Annotated in this window: 13 protein-coding genes; all 13 read right to left on the bottom strand. The window is 72.9% G+C overall.

The window, feature by feature from the left end; genetic code table 11:
• Positions 1 to 91: 91 nt before the first annotated feature.
• Positions 92 to 1,759 (bottom strand): L-aspartate oxidase, encoded by a 1,668-nt coding sequence (locus AB0F40_RS16920; RefSeq protein ID WP_357469777.1) that lies wholly within the window; start codon positions 1,757 to 1,759, stop codon positions 92 to 94.
• Positions 1,756 to 2,262, bottom strand: coding sequence for an aspartate 1-decarboxylase (gene panD, locus AB0F40_RS16915; RefSeq protein WP_357469774.1), 507 nt, complete (start codon positions 2,260 to 2,262; stop codon positions 1,756 to 1,758). Before panD ends, AB0F40_RS16920 begins: the two co-directional genes overlap by 4 nt.
• Before the next feature lie 4 nt (positions 2,263 to 2,266).
• Positions 2,267 to 3,124, bottom strand: a complete 858-nt coding sequence (gene panC / locus AB0F40_RS16910; RefSeq protein WP_357469786.1) for a pantoate--beta-alanine ligase — start codon at positions 3,122 to 3,124, stop codon at positions 2,267 to 2,269.
• A 113-nt stretch (positions 3,125 to 3,237) separates the two neighbouring features.
• A complete protein-coding gene (locus tag AB0F40_RS16905; protein ID WP_357469772.1) occupies positions 3,238 to 4,212 on the bottom strand; it encodes a DUF2520 domain-containing protein in 975 nt (324 codons plus the stop codon).
• A gap of 3 nt (positions 4,213 to 4,215) precedes the next feature.
• A complete protein-coding gene (locus AB0F40_RS16900; RefSeq protein WP_357469769.1) occupies positions 4,216 to 5,886 on the bottom strand; it encodes a PH domain-containing protein in 1,671 nt (556 codons plus the stop codon).
• Positions 5,883 to 6,374, bottom strand: a complete 492-nt coding sequence (locus tag AB0F40_RS16895) for a PH domain-containing protein (protein WP_357469766.1) — start codon at positions 6,372 to 6,374, stop codon at positions 5,883 to 5,885. Before AB0F40_RS16895 ends, AB0F40_RS16900 begins: the two co-directional genes overlap by 4 nt.
• A gap of 35 nt (positions 6,375 to 6,409) precedes the next feature.
• Entirely contained in the window at positions 6,410 to 6,895 is a 486-nt protein-coding gene (locus AB0F40_RS16890; RefSeq protein WP_357469763.1) for a DUF3180 domain-containing protein, read from the bottom strand.
• A gap of 1 nt (position 6,896) precedes the next feature.
• Entirely contained in the window at positions 6,897 to 9,746 is a 2,850-nt protein-coding gene (gene folK, locus AB0F40_RS16885; protein WP_357469760.1) for a 2-amino-4-hydroxy-6-hydroxymethyldihydropteridine diphosphokinase, read from the bottom strand.
• Entirely contained in the window at positions 9,743 to 10,792 is a 1,050-nt protein-coding gene (folP, locus tag AB0F40_RS16880; RefSeq protein WP_357469757.1) for a dihydropteroate synthase, read from the bottom strand. Before folP ends, folK begins: the two co-directional genes overlap by 4 nt.
• Positions 10,789 to 11,412, bottom strand: coding sequence for a GTP cyclohydrolase I FolE (folE, locus tag AB0F40_RS16875; protein ID WP_357469754.1), 624 nt, complete (start codon positions 11,410 to 11,412; stop codon positions 10,789 to 10,791). Before folE ends, folP begins: the two co-directional genes overlap by 4 nt.
• A 26-nt stretch (positions 11,413 to 11,438) precedes the next feature.
• Positions 11,439 to 13,478 (bottom strand): ATP-dependent zinc metalloprotease FtsH, encoded by a 2,040-nt coding sequence (gene ftsH / locus AB0F40_RS16870; RefSeq protein ID WP_357469751.1) that lies wholly within the window; start codon positions 13,476 to 13,478, stop codon positions 11,439 to 11,441.
• Positions 13,479 to 13,662: 184 nt separating this feature from the next.
• The gene (gene hpt / locus AB0F40_RS16865; RefSeq protein WP_357469748.1) at positions 13,663 to 14,217 is read right to left on the bottom strand and encodes a hypoxanthine phosphoribosyltransferase; all 555 of its coding nucleotides are present in this window, start codon (positions 14,215 to 14,217) and stop codon (positions 13,663 to 13,665) included.
• 3 nt (positions 14,218 to 14,220) lie between these two features.
• Positions 14,221 to 15,516, bottom strand: coding sequence for a tRNA lysidine(34) synthetase (locus AB0F40_RS16860; RefSeq protein WP_357469746.1), 1,296 nt, complete (start codon positions 15,514 to 15,516; stop codon positions 14,221 to 14,223).
• Positions 15,517 to 15,549: the final 33 nt, after the last annotated feature.

Below are 15,549 nucleotides of genomic sequence, written 5' to 3'. Positions count from 1 at the left end.
CTGTCGGTCGGGTCGATGGCCGGCGTCCTGTCGGCGGGTGCTTTCGTCCGCCCAACCGACCGATCTCATCCCATCCGACCGAACTCACCGCTCAGCCGGCCTGCAGCACTCCGGCGTCGTCCAGGCAGAGACGGACGCGGCGCTTCCACGCGTCGTCCGGTCCGGGGAAGTCGGTGCGGTAGTGGCCGCCCCGGGTCTCCTCCCGCAGGGCGGCCGCGCGGGTCAGGATGCGGGCCACCTGGTGCACGTTGGTGGTCTCCCACTCAGCGGCCTGGGGCTCGGCCACCACCTCGGTCGTCCGGTGCGCGTCGGCGCGGACGGCGGCGAGCCGCTCGTCGACGTCGGCCAGCGAGCGCGCCGAGCGGATCACGCCGGCCCCGGCGGACGTCACCTTCTGGATCCGCGACCGGGCGGCTGCCGCGACCAGCGCGGACCCGCCGCCGCGCTCGGCGGGCGTACCAGGTCTGAGCTCGCCGGCGGCGAACCGCGAAGCGACGTCCCGCGCCGCACGGGAGGCGAGCACCAGGCCCTCGAGCAGCGAGTTCGACGCGAGCCGGTTCGCCCCGTGCACCCCGGTGCAGGCGACCTCGCCGACGGCGTACAGACCGTCCACCGAGGACCGCCCGTCGAGGTCGGTCACCACGCCACCCGAGTGGTAGTGCTGGGCGGGCGCGACGGGCACGGGCTCTTCCGACCAGTCGATCCCGGTCTCCAGCAGCCGGCGGTTGATCGTCGGGAACCGGGTGCGCAGGAACTCCCGGCCCAGGTGGCGCGCGTCGAGCAGCACGTTGTCGGCCCCGGTCGCCGCCATCTGCCGCACTATCGCGTGCGCGACGACGTCCCGCGGCGCCAGCTCCGCCATCTCGTGCACGGCCGGCATGAACCGGTGCCCGTCGACGTCGAGCAGCAGCGCCCCCTCGCCGCGCACGGCCTCCGAGATGAGGGGCACCTGTCCCTTGGCGCCCATACCCAGCCACAGGACGGTGGGGTGGAACTGCACGAACTCCAGGTCCCCGAGCACCGCGCCCGCCCGGAGCGCCGCGGCGATGCCGTCTCCCGTCGCACCGGACGGGTTGGTCGACGACCGGAACACCTGCCCGATCCCACCGGTCGCCAGGACGACCGCCGGGGCCAGGACGGCGCCCACGCCGTCCCGCGAGCCGGTGCCCCGCACGTGCAGGGTCACGCCGCAGGCTCGCCCGGCCGCGGTCGTCAGCACGTCCAGCACCAGGGCGTTCTCCACGACCTCGATGCCGGGATCGTGCCGGACCGCCTCGATCTGGGCCACGAGCGCCCTGGAGATCTCCGCGCCCGTGGCGTCTCCGCCGGCGTGCGCTATCCGGTCGGCGTGGTGGCCGCCCTCGCGGGTGAGGGCGATGTCGCCGTCGGCCGCCTTGTCGAAGACCGCCCCGCGCGCCACGAGCTCGCGCACCCGCTCCGGGCCCTCGGTGACCAGCACCTGCACGGCCTCCGGGTCGGAGAGTCCACCGCCTGCCACGAGGGTGTCCGCGAGGTGCGCCTCCGGCGAGTCGGACGGGTCGAGCGCCGCGGCGATGCCGCCCTGGGCCCACACGGTCGAGCCCGACAGGAGCCGCCCCTTGGTCACGAGCAGCACCCGCGGCACCTGCGTGCGGAGCTCGAGCGCCGCCGTCAGCCCGGCGATGCCGGAGCCGACGACTATCGCGTCGGCCTCAGCGGTCCAGCCGGGTGCCGGGGCGGCGAGGGAACGTGCGAGGCGGGGTCCTGGCCCGGCGCTCACGCGCGGCCCGAGGCCGTGCGCACCAGGCCGGCCTGCTGGAACGGCTCGATCGCGAGGCCGCTCTCCTGGAGGCCGTACCCGTCCGGCACGTGTCCGGGCTCGTCGTTGATCTCGACTATGCGGTTCTTCTCGTCGACGAACACGACGTTCGGCAGGAACGTCCGCGCGTCGTGGTCCGAGAGCATGCCGTAACCGATCAGGATGACGACGTCGCCAGGCGTGACCAGGTGGGCGGCGGCGCCGTTGATGCAGATCTGGCCGGAGCCGGGCGCACCGGGGATCACGTAGGTGGTCAGCCGCGCGCCGTTGGTCACGTCGACGACGTCGACCTGCTGGCCCGGGACGAGGTCGGCGGCGTCGAGCAGGTCTGCGTCCACGGTGATGGACCCGACGTAGTGCAGGTCGGCCTGCGTCACGGTGGCGCGGTGGATCTTCGCGATCATCATGGGCCGCTGCAGCGATGCGGGGCGGCCCACGGGCGGGCGGTGCTCGGTAGTGCTCATGGCGTTACCTCTGGTCTGGCGAGACCTCGACGGCCTGGTTGTCGATCAGGCGGGTAGTACCCACCCGTGCGGCCACGAGCAGCAGCGCATGGCCGGAGAAGTCGTCGGTGACCGCGTCCACGGTCACCGGATCGACGAGCGCGAGGTAGTCGACCACGACGCCGTCGGCCTCGTCCAGCACTTGCCGCGCGGCGTTGATCACACCCGCCGGGCCGCTCTCGGCCGCCGCGGCGCCGGCGCCCAGCGCGCGGGACAGTGCCAGGGCCTGTTTCCGCTCGTCCGCGGACAGGTAGGCGTTGCGGGACGACAGGGCGAGCCCGTCGGCCTCCCGGACCGTCGGCACGCCCACGACCTCGACGGAGACCTCCAGGTCCCGCACCATGCGGCGCACGGCCAGGAGCTGCTGGGCGTCCTTCTCGCCGAAGAGGGCGACGTCGGGACGCACCAGGTGCATCAGCTTGAGCACCACGGTGAGCACGCCGTCCAGGTGCCCGGGACGGTGCTCGCCCTCCAGCACGTCGCCGATGTGCCCCGCGGCGACCCGGACCACGGGGTCCCCTTCGGGGTAGACGACGTCGGACGTCGGCGCGAAGACGACGTCCGCGCCGGCGCCGGCGAGCTTGGCGACGTCCCCGTCCAGGTCGCGGGGGTAGGTGTCGAGGTCCTCTCCCGCGCCGAACTGCAGCGGGTTCACGAAGATCGTGACGACCACCTGGCCGTTCGGGCCTGCCTCGGCACGCGCCCGGCGCACGAGCTCCAGGTGCCCGTCGTGGAGCGCCCCCATCGTCATGACGACCGCACGCCGGCCAGGGTCCGCGTCGGGCCCGGCCGGGACGAGGGGACCCGAGATGGCCCAGCGCATCTGCGCGTCGCGCAGCTCCGAGCGGGTGCGGACGACGAGCGGCGTGCGCTGTGCGGACTCGGTGTCGGGCTTCGTGTCGGGCTTCGTGTCGGGCACGGTGCGGGCCTCGCCGGTCACTGTGTCTTCCTTCCTGCGCGCGACTCCCCCGTCGCGCCGTCCAGCGCGTCCAGCAGCGCCTGTGCGGCGGAGTCGTCGATGCGGTGGCTCGCCAGCGCACGGCGCGTGGCCCCGCGGGCGAGCTCGGTGTAGCTGTCGGGTACGTCGGTGGCGCCGCTGGCGGCGGCCAGGGTGCTGAGCTCGGTCAGATGACGGCGCACGGTGCCGACGTCACCGCGCGAGACCGGGCCGGTGAGCGCGGAGATCGCCCCCGGCCCGACGCCGTCGCGCGCGTCCGCGGACCGCGTCGCCGACTCGAGCGCGGCCGAGAGCAGCGGGGCGAGCACCCGGCCGGGCGCCTCGATCCCCGCCGCCTCCAAGGCCTGCGCCGCCTGCGCGACGAGCACCACCAGGTGGTTCGCGCCGTGCGCGAGGGCCGCGTGGTAGAGGCCGCGCAGCTGCTCGTCGACGATCACGGGCTCGCCACCGATCTCGACCACGAGCGCCTGCCCGATCGGCTGCACGGGCGCGGGCGCGGTCACGGCGAACGTGCAGCCCTCCAGGCGCGCCAGGTCGAGCGACGTGCCGGAGAACGTCATGGCGGGGTGCACCGCGAGCGGGATCGCGCCGCCGAGCCGGGCGGGTTCGAGGACGGCCGTCCCGTAGCGGCCGGACGTGTGGATCGCGAGCTGGCCGGACTGCCAGGCACCGGTCTCGGCGAGGCCGGCGACCAGGGGGCCCAGGGCGTCGTCGGGCACGGCGAGGAGGACCAGCTCCGCACGCTCCACGACCTCGGGCACCTCGAGGTTGGGGACGCCCGGCAGCAGCATCTCGATGCGCTCCCTCGAGTCCTCCGAGATACCGCTCGCGCCGACGACGGCGTGGCCCGCCGCGCGCAACGCGTTGCCGAGCACCGCACCCACGCGGCCGGCGCCGACCACGCCGACACCCAGCCGGCCGGGCCGACGGCCTGGCTCGTCGGGCGCGCTCACCGGTCACTCACCCGGTCTGTCACCCTGGTTCTCCATCCATCGTTCGGGACCCGCTGCCGCGCGTGCGGTGCGGGCGCGCGTGGCCTGCTCGGCCATGAGCCGCGCGGCGTCGGCCGTGTCGAGGTGCGATGCCACCGGACCCACCGGGCCCTCCGTGGAGTGCACCTGGAACGACGCGACACCGAGCCGGCGCTGCCACGGACCCTGGCTCAGGCCCAGCGACTGCGTCCGCTCGTGGGGCACCACGTCGAGGATCTTGACCATGCGGCCCCTGCGCAGCAGCAGCGCGCGGCCGGTCACGGTGAACCCGTTGCGGCGCCATGCCACCGGATCAAGTATGCGCGTCCGCCGGGGCGCCGTGACGTACGCGCTCGCGGTCCGGGAGTCGCCGTCCAGGCCCGCGTCGAGGACGCGGCGCGGCTCGTCGACGCCGAGGTCGGGCAGCACGAGGGACAGCACCGTCAGGGCCTCCTCGCGGGTACCGACCGGCAGGAGCACGCTGTTCTTGTCGTCACTCTCGCCACCGCCGTAGCCGGCGACGTTGACCTGCACGCGCCACCAGTCCCGACCGCGCCACAGCACGCTCTGCACCAGGCGGACCGCCTGCACCCGGCCGGGCGGGATCGTCTGGGACCGCGTCTCCAGCATGCCGTGCCGCAGCCGGACGCCGTCGGGCGAGATCGCAACCCGGAAGTCGAACTCGCCGGTGAGGCGGCCGAACAGGTACCCGCCTGCCCCGAGCACGGCCGGCAGCGAGGCGGTCATCACGGCGAACTCGCCCGTGACGATCATGACCACCACGACGGCCAGTGCCCACAGGACCAGCGTGATCATCGCCCCGGAGCGCACGACCGAGGCGATCAGACGCCCCAGTGGCACGGTGAGCACCGGCATCTGCGGCGCCTCGACGGCCACCGGGACGTGGCCGACAGCCGGCACACCGGCGCCGTCCGGTGCACCGGGTACGCCGGGCGGGGCAGGTACGCCGGGTGCGCCGGTGGGCGGCGCGACGTCGTGCGGCCCGGCGAACTGCGGCCCGCCCTCCGGCGCCGGAGCTACGGCGGGAGGCGTCAGCGTGCCGGAGGCCGGCTGCGTGCGAGCGTCGGCAGGGCCGGTCTTGGCCACCTTGAGACCGGCCGCACGCGCGAGGAGCTCGGCCCGCAGCTCGTCGGCGTCGGACCCCTTCAGGAAGCCGATGGCGATACCCGAGTCGGTGCCGCCGGCGGTCTCCAGCGTGAGCTCGCACAGGCCGAAGAACCGGGCCACGAGCGGCTGCCGGATGTCCACCGACTGCAGCCGGTCCAGGCGGGCGTGCCGCTGCTGACGGAACAGGATGCCGCGCCGCAGGTGCACGGTCTCCTCGCCGATGGCGTAGGTGGTCATGCGCCAGGCCAGCACCGAGTAGCCCCAGCCCACCAGCGCGATGGCGGCGAGCGCGGCCAGCAGCGTCCACCAGTACTCGCTGGTGATCAGCTCGACGAGACCGCCGCGCGGCCCGCCGTCGAGGCTCTGCTGGCCAAGGATCACGATGGCCGCACCGACCACCGCCCAGCCCCGCACCAGGGGCGTGACCGGATGCACCCGCCGCCAGTCGAGCTCGTCGGCGGCAGGCTGTGCGCGCTGCCCGCCCGAGCCGGGACCGTTCTGTTCGAGATCGTGCTCCGGAGTGCTCACAGTCCCGCCAGCCGAGCCTCACCGCGGGACGCCAGGCGGTCGCGCAGACGCGCCGCCTCGTCCGGCGGCAGGCCGGGGATCTGGGCGTCAGTACCCACCGATGCCGTGTGGAGCTGGACCTTCGCCAGGCCCAGCTTGCGGTCCAGAGGACCCGCCTCCACGTCGACGTACTGCATCCGCCCGTACGGCACCACGACCATCGCCTTGAACAGGACCCCCTTGCGGATGAGGAGGTCGTCGTCGCGCTCGGCGTAGCCGATGGCCCTGACCTGGCGCGGGACCAGGAGGATCGACCACAGCAGGAAGACGGCGGGCACACCGGCGAGGAACCAGAACCACGGGCTGATGGTCACGGCGAGCACGACGCCGACGACGACCGGTATGCCGAGGCTGATGGCGGCCGGCACCAGCATGGCCGTCACGAGGCGCGGGGACACGCGGTTCCAGGTCACATCGTGTGGTTCGAAGGGGCTGGTCATGGTGGCCATTGTTCCGCAGAGGGCAAGCCATGGACAGCGCGGCCTCAGGCGGGAGCCGGGGACTCGCCCTCGTCCGAGCTCGAGCGGTCCTTGTCGGACGGCGGGAGCTCGCAGAACTTCTCGACGATCAGGCCGACGACGGCGAGCACCACCGAGCACAGCACCGCGATGCCTGCCGCTATCGCGTCCTCCCGCCGCGGCTCGATCGCGAGGTCACCCAGCACGACCAGGACCTGGGCCAGATACCAGCCGCCGAGGAGGGCGCCGGTCAGTGCGGCCGCCTTGGCCAGGACGAGCGTCCGAGCGGCCCGGAGGCCGTCGAGCGAGGGTCGTTTGCCCTTCTGGTACGACCGCACCGTCCACCCCGACCAGAACACCGCTCCGGCCAGCACCAGGATCGCCACGTCGACCAGCCACGGCACCTCCGGCAGGTACACGCCGCGCCCCTCCAGGGCGCGCAGGACGAGCCAGCCGACGAGCGCGACGGCCACGAGAACTGCGATCAGCGACCCGATCGGCGTCCTGCGCATGTCAGACGTCGCGCCCCCGCTCGTCCCGGACCGGAACCCAGGAGGGCACCGAGTCGATCGGACCGTCCGACGGCGGCGGCGGGGTCCGCTGCTCGCCGACGAAGCCCGGGACCCGGATCACGGTGTGGTCGTTGTCGTAGGCGTCCTGCTGGCCGTTCGGCTGCTCGTTGACGTGGCCGTTCGGCGGCTCGTGCTGGGCCTGGCCCGACACACCGTTCGGCGGGGTGCTGACCGGCGCGAAGACCGGCCCCCCTTGCTCCGGGGCGCCACCACCGTTCATGGGCGGGAACACGCCGCTCTGCTGGCGCGACGGGTTGACCGGTGCGAACACCGGCTTGGGCTGCGACGACGCCGGGGGCAGCGGTTCGTGGGCCGGCGCCTCGTGCGCCGTGTCCCGTACCGCCCGGGGCGCGATGGGCGCAGGGACGAGAGCTTCCTCAGGAGGCGGGACGGCCGAGCCGTTGCCCTGCCGTGCACCACGCGCGGGCAGGGGCGACCCCTGCGCGGCCTGCTGCGGGACCTGCACCGAGCCGTCGGCACCCGGCACCGGACCGCTGGAGTAGCTCTGCGGGTGCGTTCCGCCCGGGTAGGCCTCCTGCTGCGGTGCTCCGCCCTGCGGCTGACGGTCGAGCTCGACCTGACCGCTGTGCTGTCCCTGCGGGTGGCCGCCGCCAGGCACCTCGACCACCGGACCGCCGGGCGAGGCCTGCGGTCGGCCGCTCGGCGGGAGCGACGGGGGCAGCGCCGGCGGCAGCTCGCCCGCGCGCGCGTCCTGGCCCGGGTTCCCGCCGTCGTCGGGCACCGCCGGCTGGTTCGAGGCGGTGGTACCGCCGCCCTGCTCGGGCTCCGGGTCGGTCAGCCAGTCGAGTGCGAGCCACCGGATGCCCGCGCGGTCGGGCGCCGTGGCCGCGAGCTGTGCCACCGGACCGCCGCCGAGACCGGGCAGCACCGCGTCCGGCTCGATCTGCGACCACGGTTCGAGCACGAACGCCCGCTCGTGCGCCCGGGGGTGGGGCACCTCGAGGTCCTCGGCGGCATCCGTCAGGGTGCCGTAGGTGATCAGGTCGACGTCGAGCGTGCGGGGGCCCCAGTGCTCCTCGCGGACGCGGCCGTGCACGTTCTCGACCTCCTGGCAGAGGTGCAGCAGCCCGCGCGCCGAGAGCGTGGTGCGGGCCAGCAGCACCGCGTTGAGGTAGTCGGGCTGCTCCTCGGGACCGCCGACGGCGGCGGTGCGTGCCAGCGGCGACACGTCGGTGATCTGCAGGCCCGACATACGGTCCAGCTCGGCGACCGCCGAGCGCATGGTCGCCTGCGGGTCGCCAAGGTTGGCGCCGATCGCGATGACCACGTCCACGAACCCGGCGGGGACCTCGTCGAACCGGTCGCGGGGCTCGGTCTGGTACGGCTCCGGCTGGTGCTGCTCGGCCTGGTACTGCTCGGCCGGGTACTCCTCCGGCTGCTGGTACGACTCCTGCGCGTACTGCTCGGGCTGCCCGACGGCGGAGTCGGGGACCGCTGCGGCCACCTGGGTGGTCTGCATGTCGCCCTGCTGCTCGAACAGCTGGTCGTACTGGTTCTGCTGCGGATCGAGCTGCTGGTGGTCGTACTGGTTCTGCTGCGGGTCGAGGTGCTGCGGGTCGAACTGCTGCGGCGGCTGCTCGTAGCCGGGCTGGGCCCGCTCGAAGCGCTGCGCCTGCTCGAGCTGGCCCGGCTGCGCGAACTGGTCGTACTGCTGCTCGGGCTGGGTCTGCTCCGGCTGCTGCGCGAACTGGTCGTACTGCTGCTGCTCGAAGCCGTTCGGCCGGTCGTGCCGCTGGTCGAGGCCCTGGACCGACTCGTACTGCTGGACCGGATCGAAAGGCTGCTCGGGCAGGAACTGCTCGTCCGAGCGGAACGCCGGGTCCTGACCGTGCTCGCCCGGCTGCTCGGCGTGCACAGGGGCGTCGGGCGGCAGCTCCCAGGTGGCGGGGACCACCTGGAGCGGCTCGGCCGGGATGAGCTCGGGCACCGGGGCAGGCTCCGGCTCGGTGGCAGGCGCCATCGCGGCGGGGGCCGGGCTTTCCATGGCTGGCTCCGGCTCGAACGCCTCCGCCCGGAGCTGCGCCGGTTCGGCCGGCTCCTGCTGATACGGCTGGTACGGCTCCGGCTCGAACGGCGCCCGCTCGTCGTGCGCCGGACGGGCGGCGGGCTCGAAGTCCTGCGCACCGGGCTCCGCTGCAAACGACGGGCTGTCGAGTGCGCTGCGCGTACGTTCGGCCGCTTCGTTCCACGACTCGGTGGGCGGGCTCACGGGGAAGGCGTCCTGCGGGCCGGGCTCGTAGCTCCGGGCCTCGGCGGACGGCTCCGGAGCCTGGCCGAAAACCGTCGGCTCCGCGCCGAGACCGGTGCCCGGCGCCGCGTCGGCGGTGCCGGCCGGCGACGCCGGCGCTGCGACGACGGGCAGGTGGCTACGGTCGCGACGGATCGCGACCTCGACGTCGGCGAACGGCACCGGGATGGGCGCCTGCGGCTTGTGCACGCGAACGTCCACCGCCTCGACCAGCGGTCGAGCGAGCACCACCGCGGCGATGCGCTCGGCCACCGTCTCGACGAGGTCGGCGGGCTCGCCCGCCAGGACGTCATGGACGTCCTGCGCGACGTCCGCGTAGCTCACCGTCTGCGCGAGGTCGTCTCCGGCAGCCGCCGGGCGCGTGTCCAGGTACAGCACGACGTCGGCCCGGAACTCCTGGCCTGCCTGTCGCTCCGACGGCAGCACACCGTGGTACCCCCGCGCGCTCACGCCTGTCAGCTGGACCTGGTCCAGCGACCGGCCGTCCAGGCCTGTAACGCCCGTTCCGAACGCTGTGGTCACCGTGGTCTCCCCCCGTCGTCATTGCGTGCACCGGAATCCTGCCAGGTCGGCATGCCCTGTTCCGCAGCCGTCCACGATTCTGTGGTCAAGGCCACGGTGGAAGTCAATGGCTCCGGTGCGGAATGGGGAGAGGTACCAGAAGACCCTACCCGGGGCTGGTCCGCCGCGGCGGCCCACGCGGCCGCGACCTTGACGGCATCGGCGCTGGCCCGGACGCTGTGCACCCGTACGCACCAGGCACCGGCAGCGGCCGACAGCGCCGAGATCGCGGCGGTCGCGTCGTCCCTCGCCCGCGGCGATGCCGTATGCCCGGCGGTGTCCGCCAGCAGGTGGCCGAGGAACCGCTTGCGGGACGCCCCGACGAGCACCGGGCGGCCCAGCTCGTGCAGGGCGTCCAGGTGGGCCAGCAGCGGCCAGTTCAGCACCCCCGCCTTGGCGAAGCCGAGCCCCGGGTCCAGGATCAGCTGCTCGGGTCGCACCCCGTCGTCGTGCAGGGCGGCCATGCGGGCCGCGAGCTCGTCGCGGACGTCCGCCACGACGTCGTCGTACGTCTGGCGCTGGTCCATGACGTCGGCGTGGCCCCGCCAGTGCATCGCCACGTACGCGGCGCCGGTCTCGGCGACGGCGCGGCCCATCTCCGGGTCGGCGAGGCCACCCGAGACGTCGTTCACGATGCGTGCTCCCGCGGCCACTGCCCGCTCGGCCACGGCCGCGCGCGTGGTGTCGACGCTCACGGTCGCGCCGCGCGCGGCGAGCTGCTCGATCACGGGCAGCGCGCGGGCCAGCTCCTGCTCCTGCGGGACGCGGACCGACCCGGGGCGGGTGGACTCCCCACCCACGTCCAGGATGTCCGCGCCCTCGCCGAGCAGCTCCAGCCCGTGCGCCACGGCGGCCGAGGGCTCAAACCACTCGCCGCCGTCCGAGAACGAGTCAGGGGTGACGTTCACGACACCCATCACCAGGGTGCGGCCCACGCCGGAGAGCTCCGGCAGACCGAGCACCCGGGCGTCCCGGGCGGGATGGCGCGCGGTGGGAGCCACCGTCACTTCCCGAGAATGAGGCTCATCGCCTCGGCTCGCGTGGCGCCGTCCCGCATGACCCCGCGGACCGCGGACGTGATGGTCCGCGAACCGGGCTTGCGGACGCCGCGCATCGACATGCACAGGTGCTCGCACTGGACCACCACGAGCACGCCACGCGGCTCGAGGATCTCCACCAGGGAGTCCGCTATCTGGGTGGTCATCCGCTCCTGCACCTGCGGACGGCGGGCGTAGACCTCGACCAGCCGGGCCAGCTTGCTCAGCCCCGTGATGCGCCCGTCCGTGTTGGGGATGTACCCGACGTGCGCGACGCCGTGGAACGGCACCAGGTGGTGCTCGCAGGTCGAGTACACCTCGATGTCCTTGACCAGCACCATCTCCTCGTGCCCGAGGTCGAAGGTGGTGGTCAGCACGTCCTCGGGCTCCTGCCGCAGACCGGCGAAGATCTCGCGGTACGCGCGAGCCACCCGGGCCGGGGTCTCCCGCAGGCCCTCGCGCTCGGGATCCTCGCCGACGGCGACGAGAAGCTCGCGCACCGCCGCCTCGGCCCGTGCGGCGTCGTAGGGCGGGATGTCCGCCGCACGCCGCACGGGCGTCGACACGGGGGTGAGTGACCCATCGGTCATCGTGCTGCTCCGGTCTTCGTCACTGCTCAGTTCGGCGTATCCGTCGGCGCGGCGTCCGACGGCGGCGCCACGTCCAGCACTGCCTCGTCCTGCGGCACGGTCGAGTGCCCGTTCTGGGCCGCGATCTCCTTGGGCGTGAGGACCGGACCGCGCGTGTGCACCGTGCGCTGCTCGCTGGAGAGCCAGACGTCGCGCGCGGGGCGCTTCTCGACGGCCCGGAAGACCTCCGCGAGCTCCTTCTGGTTCAGCGTCTCCTTCTCGAGCAGACCCAGCACCAGCTCGTCGAGCACGTCGCGATACTGGCTCAGCACCTCCCACGCCTCGTCGTGCGCGGCATCGACGATCTTGCGCACCTCGTCGTCGATCATGCCGGCCACGGACTCGGAGTAGTCGCGCTGGTGACCGTAGTCACGGCCCATGAACGGCTCGCCGGCGCTGGTGCCGAGCTTGATGGCGCCGACCCGCTCGCTCATGCCGTACTCGGTGACCATCTTGCGGGCGATGGCCGAGGCCTTCTCGATGTCGTTCGAGGCGCCCGTCGTGGGGTCGTGGAACACGAGCTCCTCGGCCACACGGCCGCCCATCGCGTACGCGAGCTGGTCCAGGAGCTCGTTGCGCGTGGTCGAGTACTTGTCCTCGAGCGGCATCACCATCGTGTAGCCCAGGGCACGACCGCGGGGCAGGATCGTCACCTTGGTCACGGGGTCCGTGTAGCGCATCGCCGCGGCGACGAGGGCGTGGCCGCCCTCGTGGTACGCCGTGATCTTCTGCTCCTTGACGTTCATGACGCGGGTGCGCTTCTGCGGGCCGGCCACGACGCGGTCGATGGCCTCGTCGAGCGCACGGTCGTCGATGAGCTGAGCACCGCTGCGCGCGGTGAGCAGCGCGGCCTCGTTGAGCACGTTCGCCAGGTCCGCACCCGTGAAGCCGGGCGTGCGGCGGGCGACGGCCTCGAGGTCGACCTCCGGGACCATCGGCTTGCCCTGCGCGTGCACGTTGAGGATCGCCTCGCGACCCTTGAGGTCAGGGGCCTCCACGGCGACCTGGCGGTCGAAGCGGCCCGGGCGCAGCAGCGCCGGGTCGAGGATGTCGGGCCGGTTGGTCGCCGCGATCAGGATGACGTTCGTCTTGACGTCGAAGCCGTCCATCTCGACGAGCATCTGGTTCAGTGTCTGCTCGCGCTCGTCGTGCCCGCCGCCCATGCCCGCACCACGGTGCCGGCCTACGGCGTCGATCTCGTCCACGAAGATGATCGCCGGCGAGTTCTGCTTGGCCTGCTCGAACAGGTCGCGGACACGGCTGGCGCCCACACCCACGAACATCTCGACGAAGTCGGAGCCGGAGATCGAGTAGAACGGCACCCCTGCCTCACCGGCGACGGCGCGCGCGATCAGCGTCTTACCGGTACCGGGCGGGCCGTACAGCAGCACGCCCTTGGGGATCTTGGCGCCGACCGCCTGGAACTTGGCCGGCTCGGCGAGGAACTCCTTGATCTCCTGGAGCTCCTCCACCGCCTCGTCCGCGCCGGCGACGTCGGCGAAGGTCACCTGCGGGGTGTCCTTTGTGGCCAGCTTGGCCTTGGACTTGCCGAAGCCCATGACCCCTCGGCTGCCGCCGCCCTGCGCCCGCGAGAGCAGGAACCAGAACACGACACCGATCAGGAGGAACGGGATCAGCACCGACAGCATGGAGGACCAGAAGCTGGGCTGCGGCACCTCCGAGTCGAACCCGTCGGCCGGGTCGGCCTTCACGATCGCGTCCTCGACCCGGTCGCCCTGCGGCAGCGTGTAGAAGAACTCGACGGTCTTGCCCTTGTCGACCTCCTCGGCGTCCTCCCCCTCGCCCTCGGTCACCGAATAAGCCTCGGAGAGCTTGAGCTCGACCCGCTGCTCGCCGTCGACCATGAGGGCGTGCTCGACTGTGCTGCCCTTCAGCAGCTCGATTCCCTGTGACGTCTCGATTCGCGAGACATTGGGCTGGTTCAGTGCCGAGATGGCCAGCGTCACCACGACCAAGGCGACCAGGATCCAGATGACAGGCCCACTCAGAAGCTTCTTGATGTTCATCGGCGACGGGGACCGAGCCCCGTTTCCCTCCGCTCGCGCAGTATGTTTCCGTCGAAACTACATGGTCTCCCTGACAGGAGCCCCGAGTGTTCGCCCAGAGCATGTGATGCCTGGGCCACACCTCGCCCAGACGTGACGAACCGCCCGGGATGGGCATTCCGCTGCGTCGAGCGGTGCTGACGAGTCAGCCTCCGTAGACGTGCGGTGCCAGGGTGGCAACGAACGGCAGGTTCCGATAGTTCTCGGCGTAGTCGAGGCCGTAGCCCACCACGAACTCGTTGGCGATGTCGTACCCCAGGTACTTCACGTCGACGTCGGCCTGCGCGGCGTCCGGCTTGCGCAGCATGGCAGCGATCTCGACGGACTCGGGGCCGCGCGAGCGCAGGTTGGACACCAGCCACGACAGCGTGAGGCCCGAGTCGATGATGTCCTCGACGATGATGACGTTGCGGCCCGTCAGGTCCGCGTCGAGGTCCTTGAGGATGCGGACGACGCCGGAGGACTTGGTGCCCGAGCCGTACGACGACACCGCCATCCAGTCCATCTGGACCTGGTGGTGGAGCCGGCGTGACAGGTCCGCCATGACCATGACCGCGCCCTTGAGCACGCCGACCAGGAGCAGGTCCTTGCCTGCGTAGTCCGCGTCGATCTGGGCGGCCAGCTCGTCGAGCTTCTTGGTGAGCTGCTCCTCGGTGAGGAGGATCTCGGCGAGGTCGGGGCCGACGTCGGACTGGTCCACGAGTTACTCCTGAGTTGTGCTGGGGGGCTGGACGCCGGTCCCGCCGTCCGAGATACCGGTCGGCGCGGCGCGCAGGAAAAGACTGCCACACGCACGACGGGCCTGTGCGCCGCCCGGTAGATGGACGGCGCCCTGACCGCTCCATGAGACGACGAGGGCGTCCAGCGCGTCGACGTGTCGCGTGGTGGTGTCCGTGGGCCGGCAGCCGACGTCGAGCGCGGCGAGCCGGAGTGCACGACGCCGGACCGCCGGGTGTCCCCGCTCCAACACCCCGACGTTGAGAACGGGGTTGTGTTCATCAGTGGCCCGACCCGGGGCCACAACCCCGTTCTCGACGGCCGCCCGCGCCTCGGCCAGGAGGTCGGCGGCTAGGGCGTCCAGCAGGTCCGCGTCGTCGCGCAGCTGGTCGGCGCTGCGTCCGAGAGCCTCGACGACGCCCGGACCCAGCGTGGCCTCGAGCACCGGTAGCACCCGTCCGCGCACCTGGGACCGGAGCGGCGTGAACGCTTCGCCGGCGCGCTGAACCTGAGATCGGTCCGTTGACTCGAGATCGGTCCATCGATGGACCGATCTCGGGTCATCCGACCGATCTCGGAGCGGGGCGTCCGGCGGCAGCAGGTTGGTGGGGTCCGTCCAGAACTCCAGGCCCGACGCCGCACACACCGCCTCGGTCTGAGCCCGACGCAAACCCAGGAACGGACGGCGGAAGATCCCCCGCTCGCGCGGCATCCCGGCCAGCGAGCGGGCCCCGGCGCCCCGGGCGAGGCCGAGCAGCACCTGTTCCGCCTGGTCGTCGAGGGTGTGCCCGAGCAGCACCAGGGCAGCGCCGGTCTCGGCGGCGAACGCCTCCAGCGCGGAGTACCGGACTTCCCGGGCCGCTGCTTCGGGCCCTCCGCCGTTGAACGTAGGCCTGGTCGCGTGATGGGCGCCCGGAACGCGACCACTCCTACGTTCGGCTGTCGCAGCCGAGGCAGCCGCAGTACCAGGACCGGCCGCGTGCCGGACGACCACCGGGTCGAGGCCCAGCGAGCGGCACTGCTCGGCCGCCCGCGCGGCGACCTCTGCGGAGCCGTCCTGCAGGCCGTGATCCACGACCACGGCGCCCGCGCGCACGGCGTGGCCCCGCGACCGGACCGAGCGGCCCACCCGCCGGGCCTCGAACGCCAGCGACGCGGCGAGCGCGAGGCTGTCCGCACCGCCCGAGCACGCGACCAGCACCAGGTCGTCCGGGCCGAGCCCGGCCAGCACCTCCCGGACCGCGTTGCGTGCCGCGGCGACGGCAGGGTCGACCCGGGCCACGATCAGCCGTCCCCGCCGTCGGACGACGGGTGC

This window comes from Promicromonospora sp. NPDC023987 (assembly GCF_040639055.1).
Lineage (GTDB): Bacteria > Actinomycetota > Actinomycetes > Actinomycetales > Cellulomonadaceae > Promicromonospora.
This window is presented reverse-complemented; position numbering and strand designations above follow the sequence as displayed.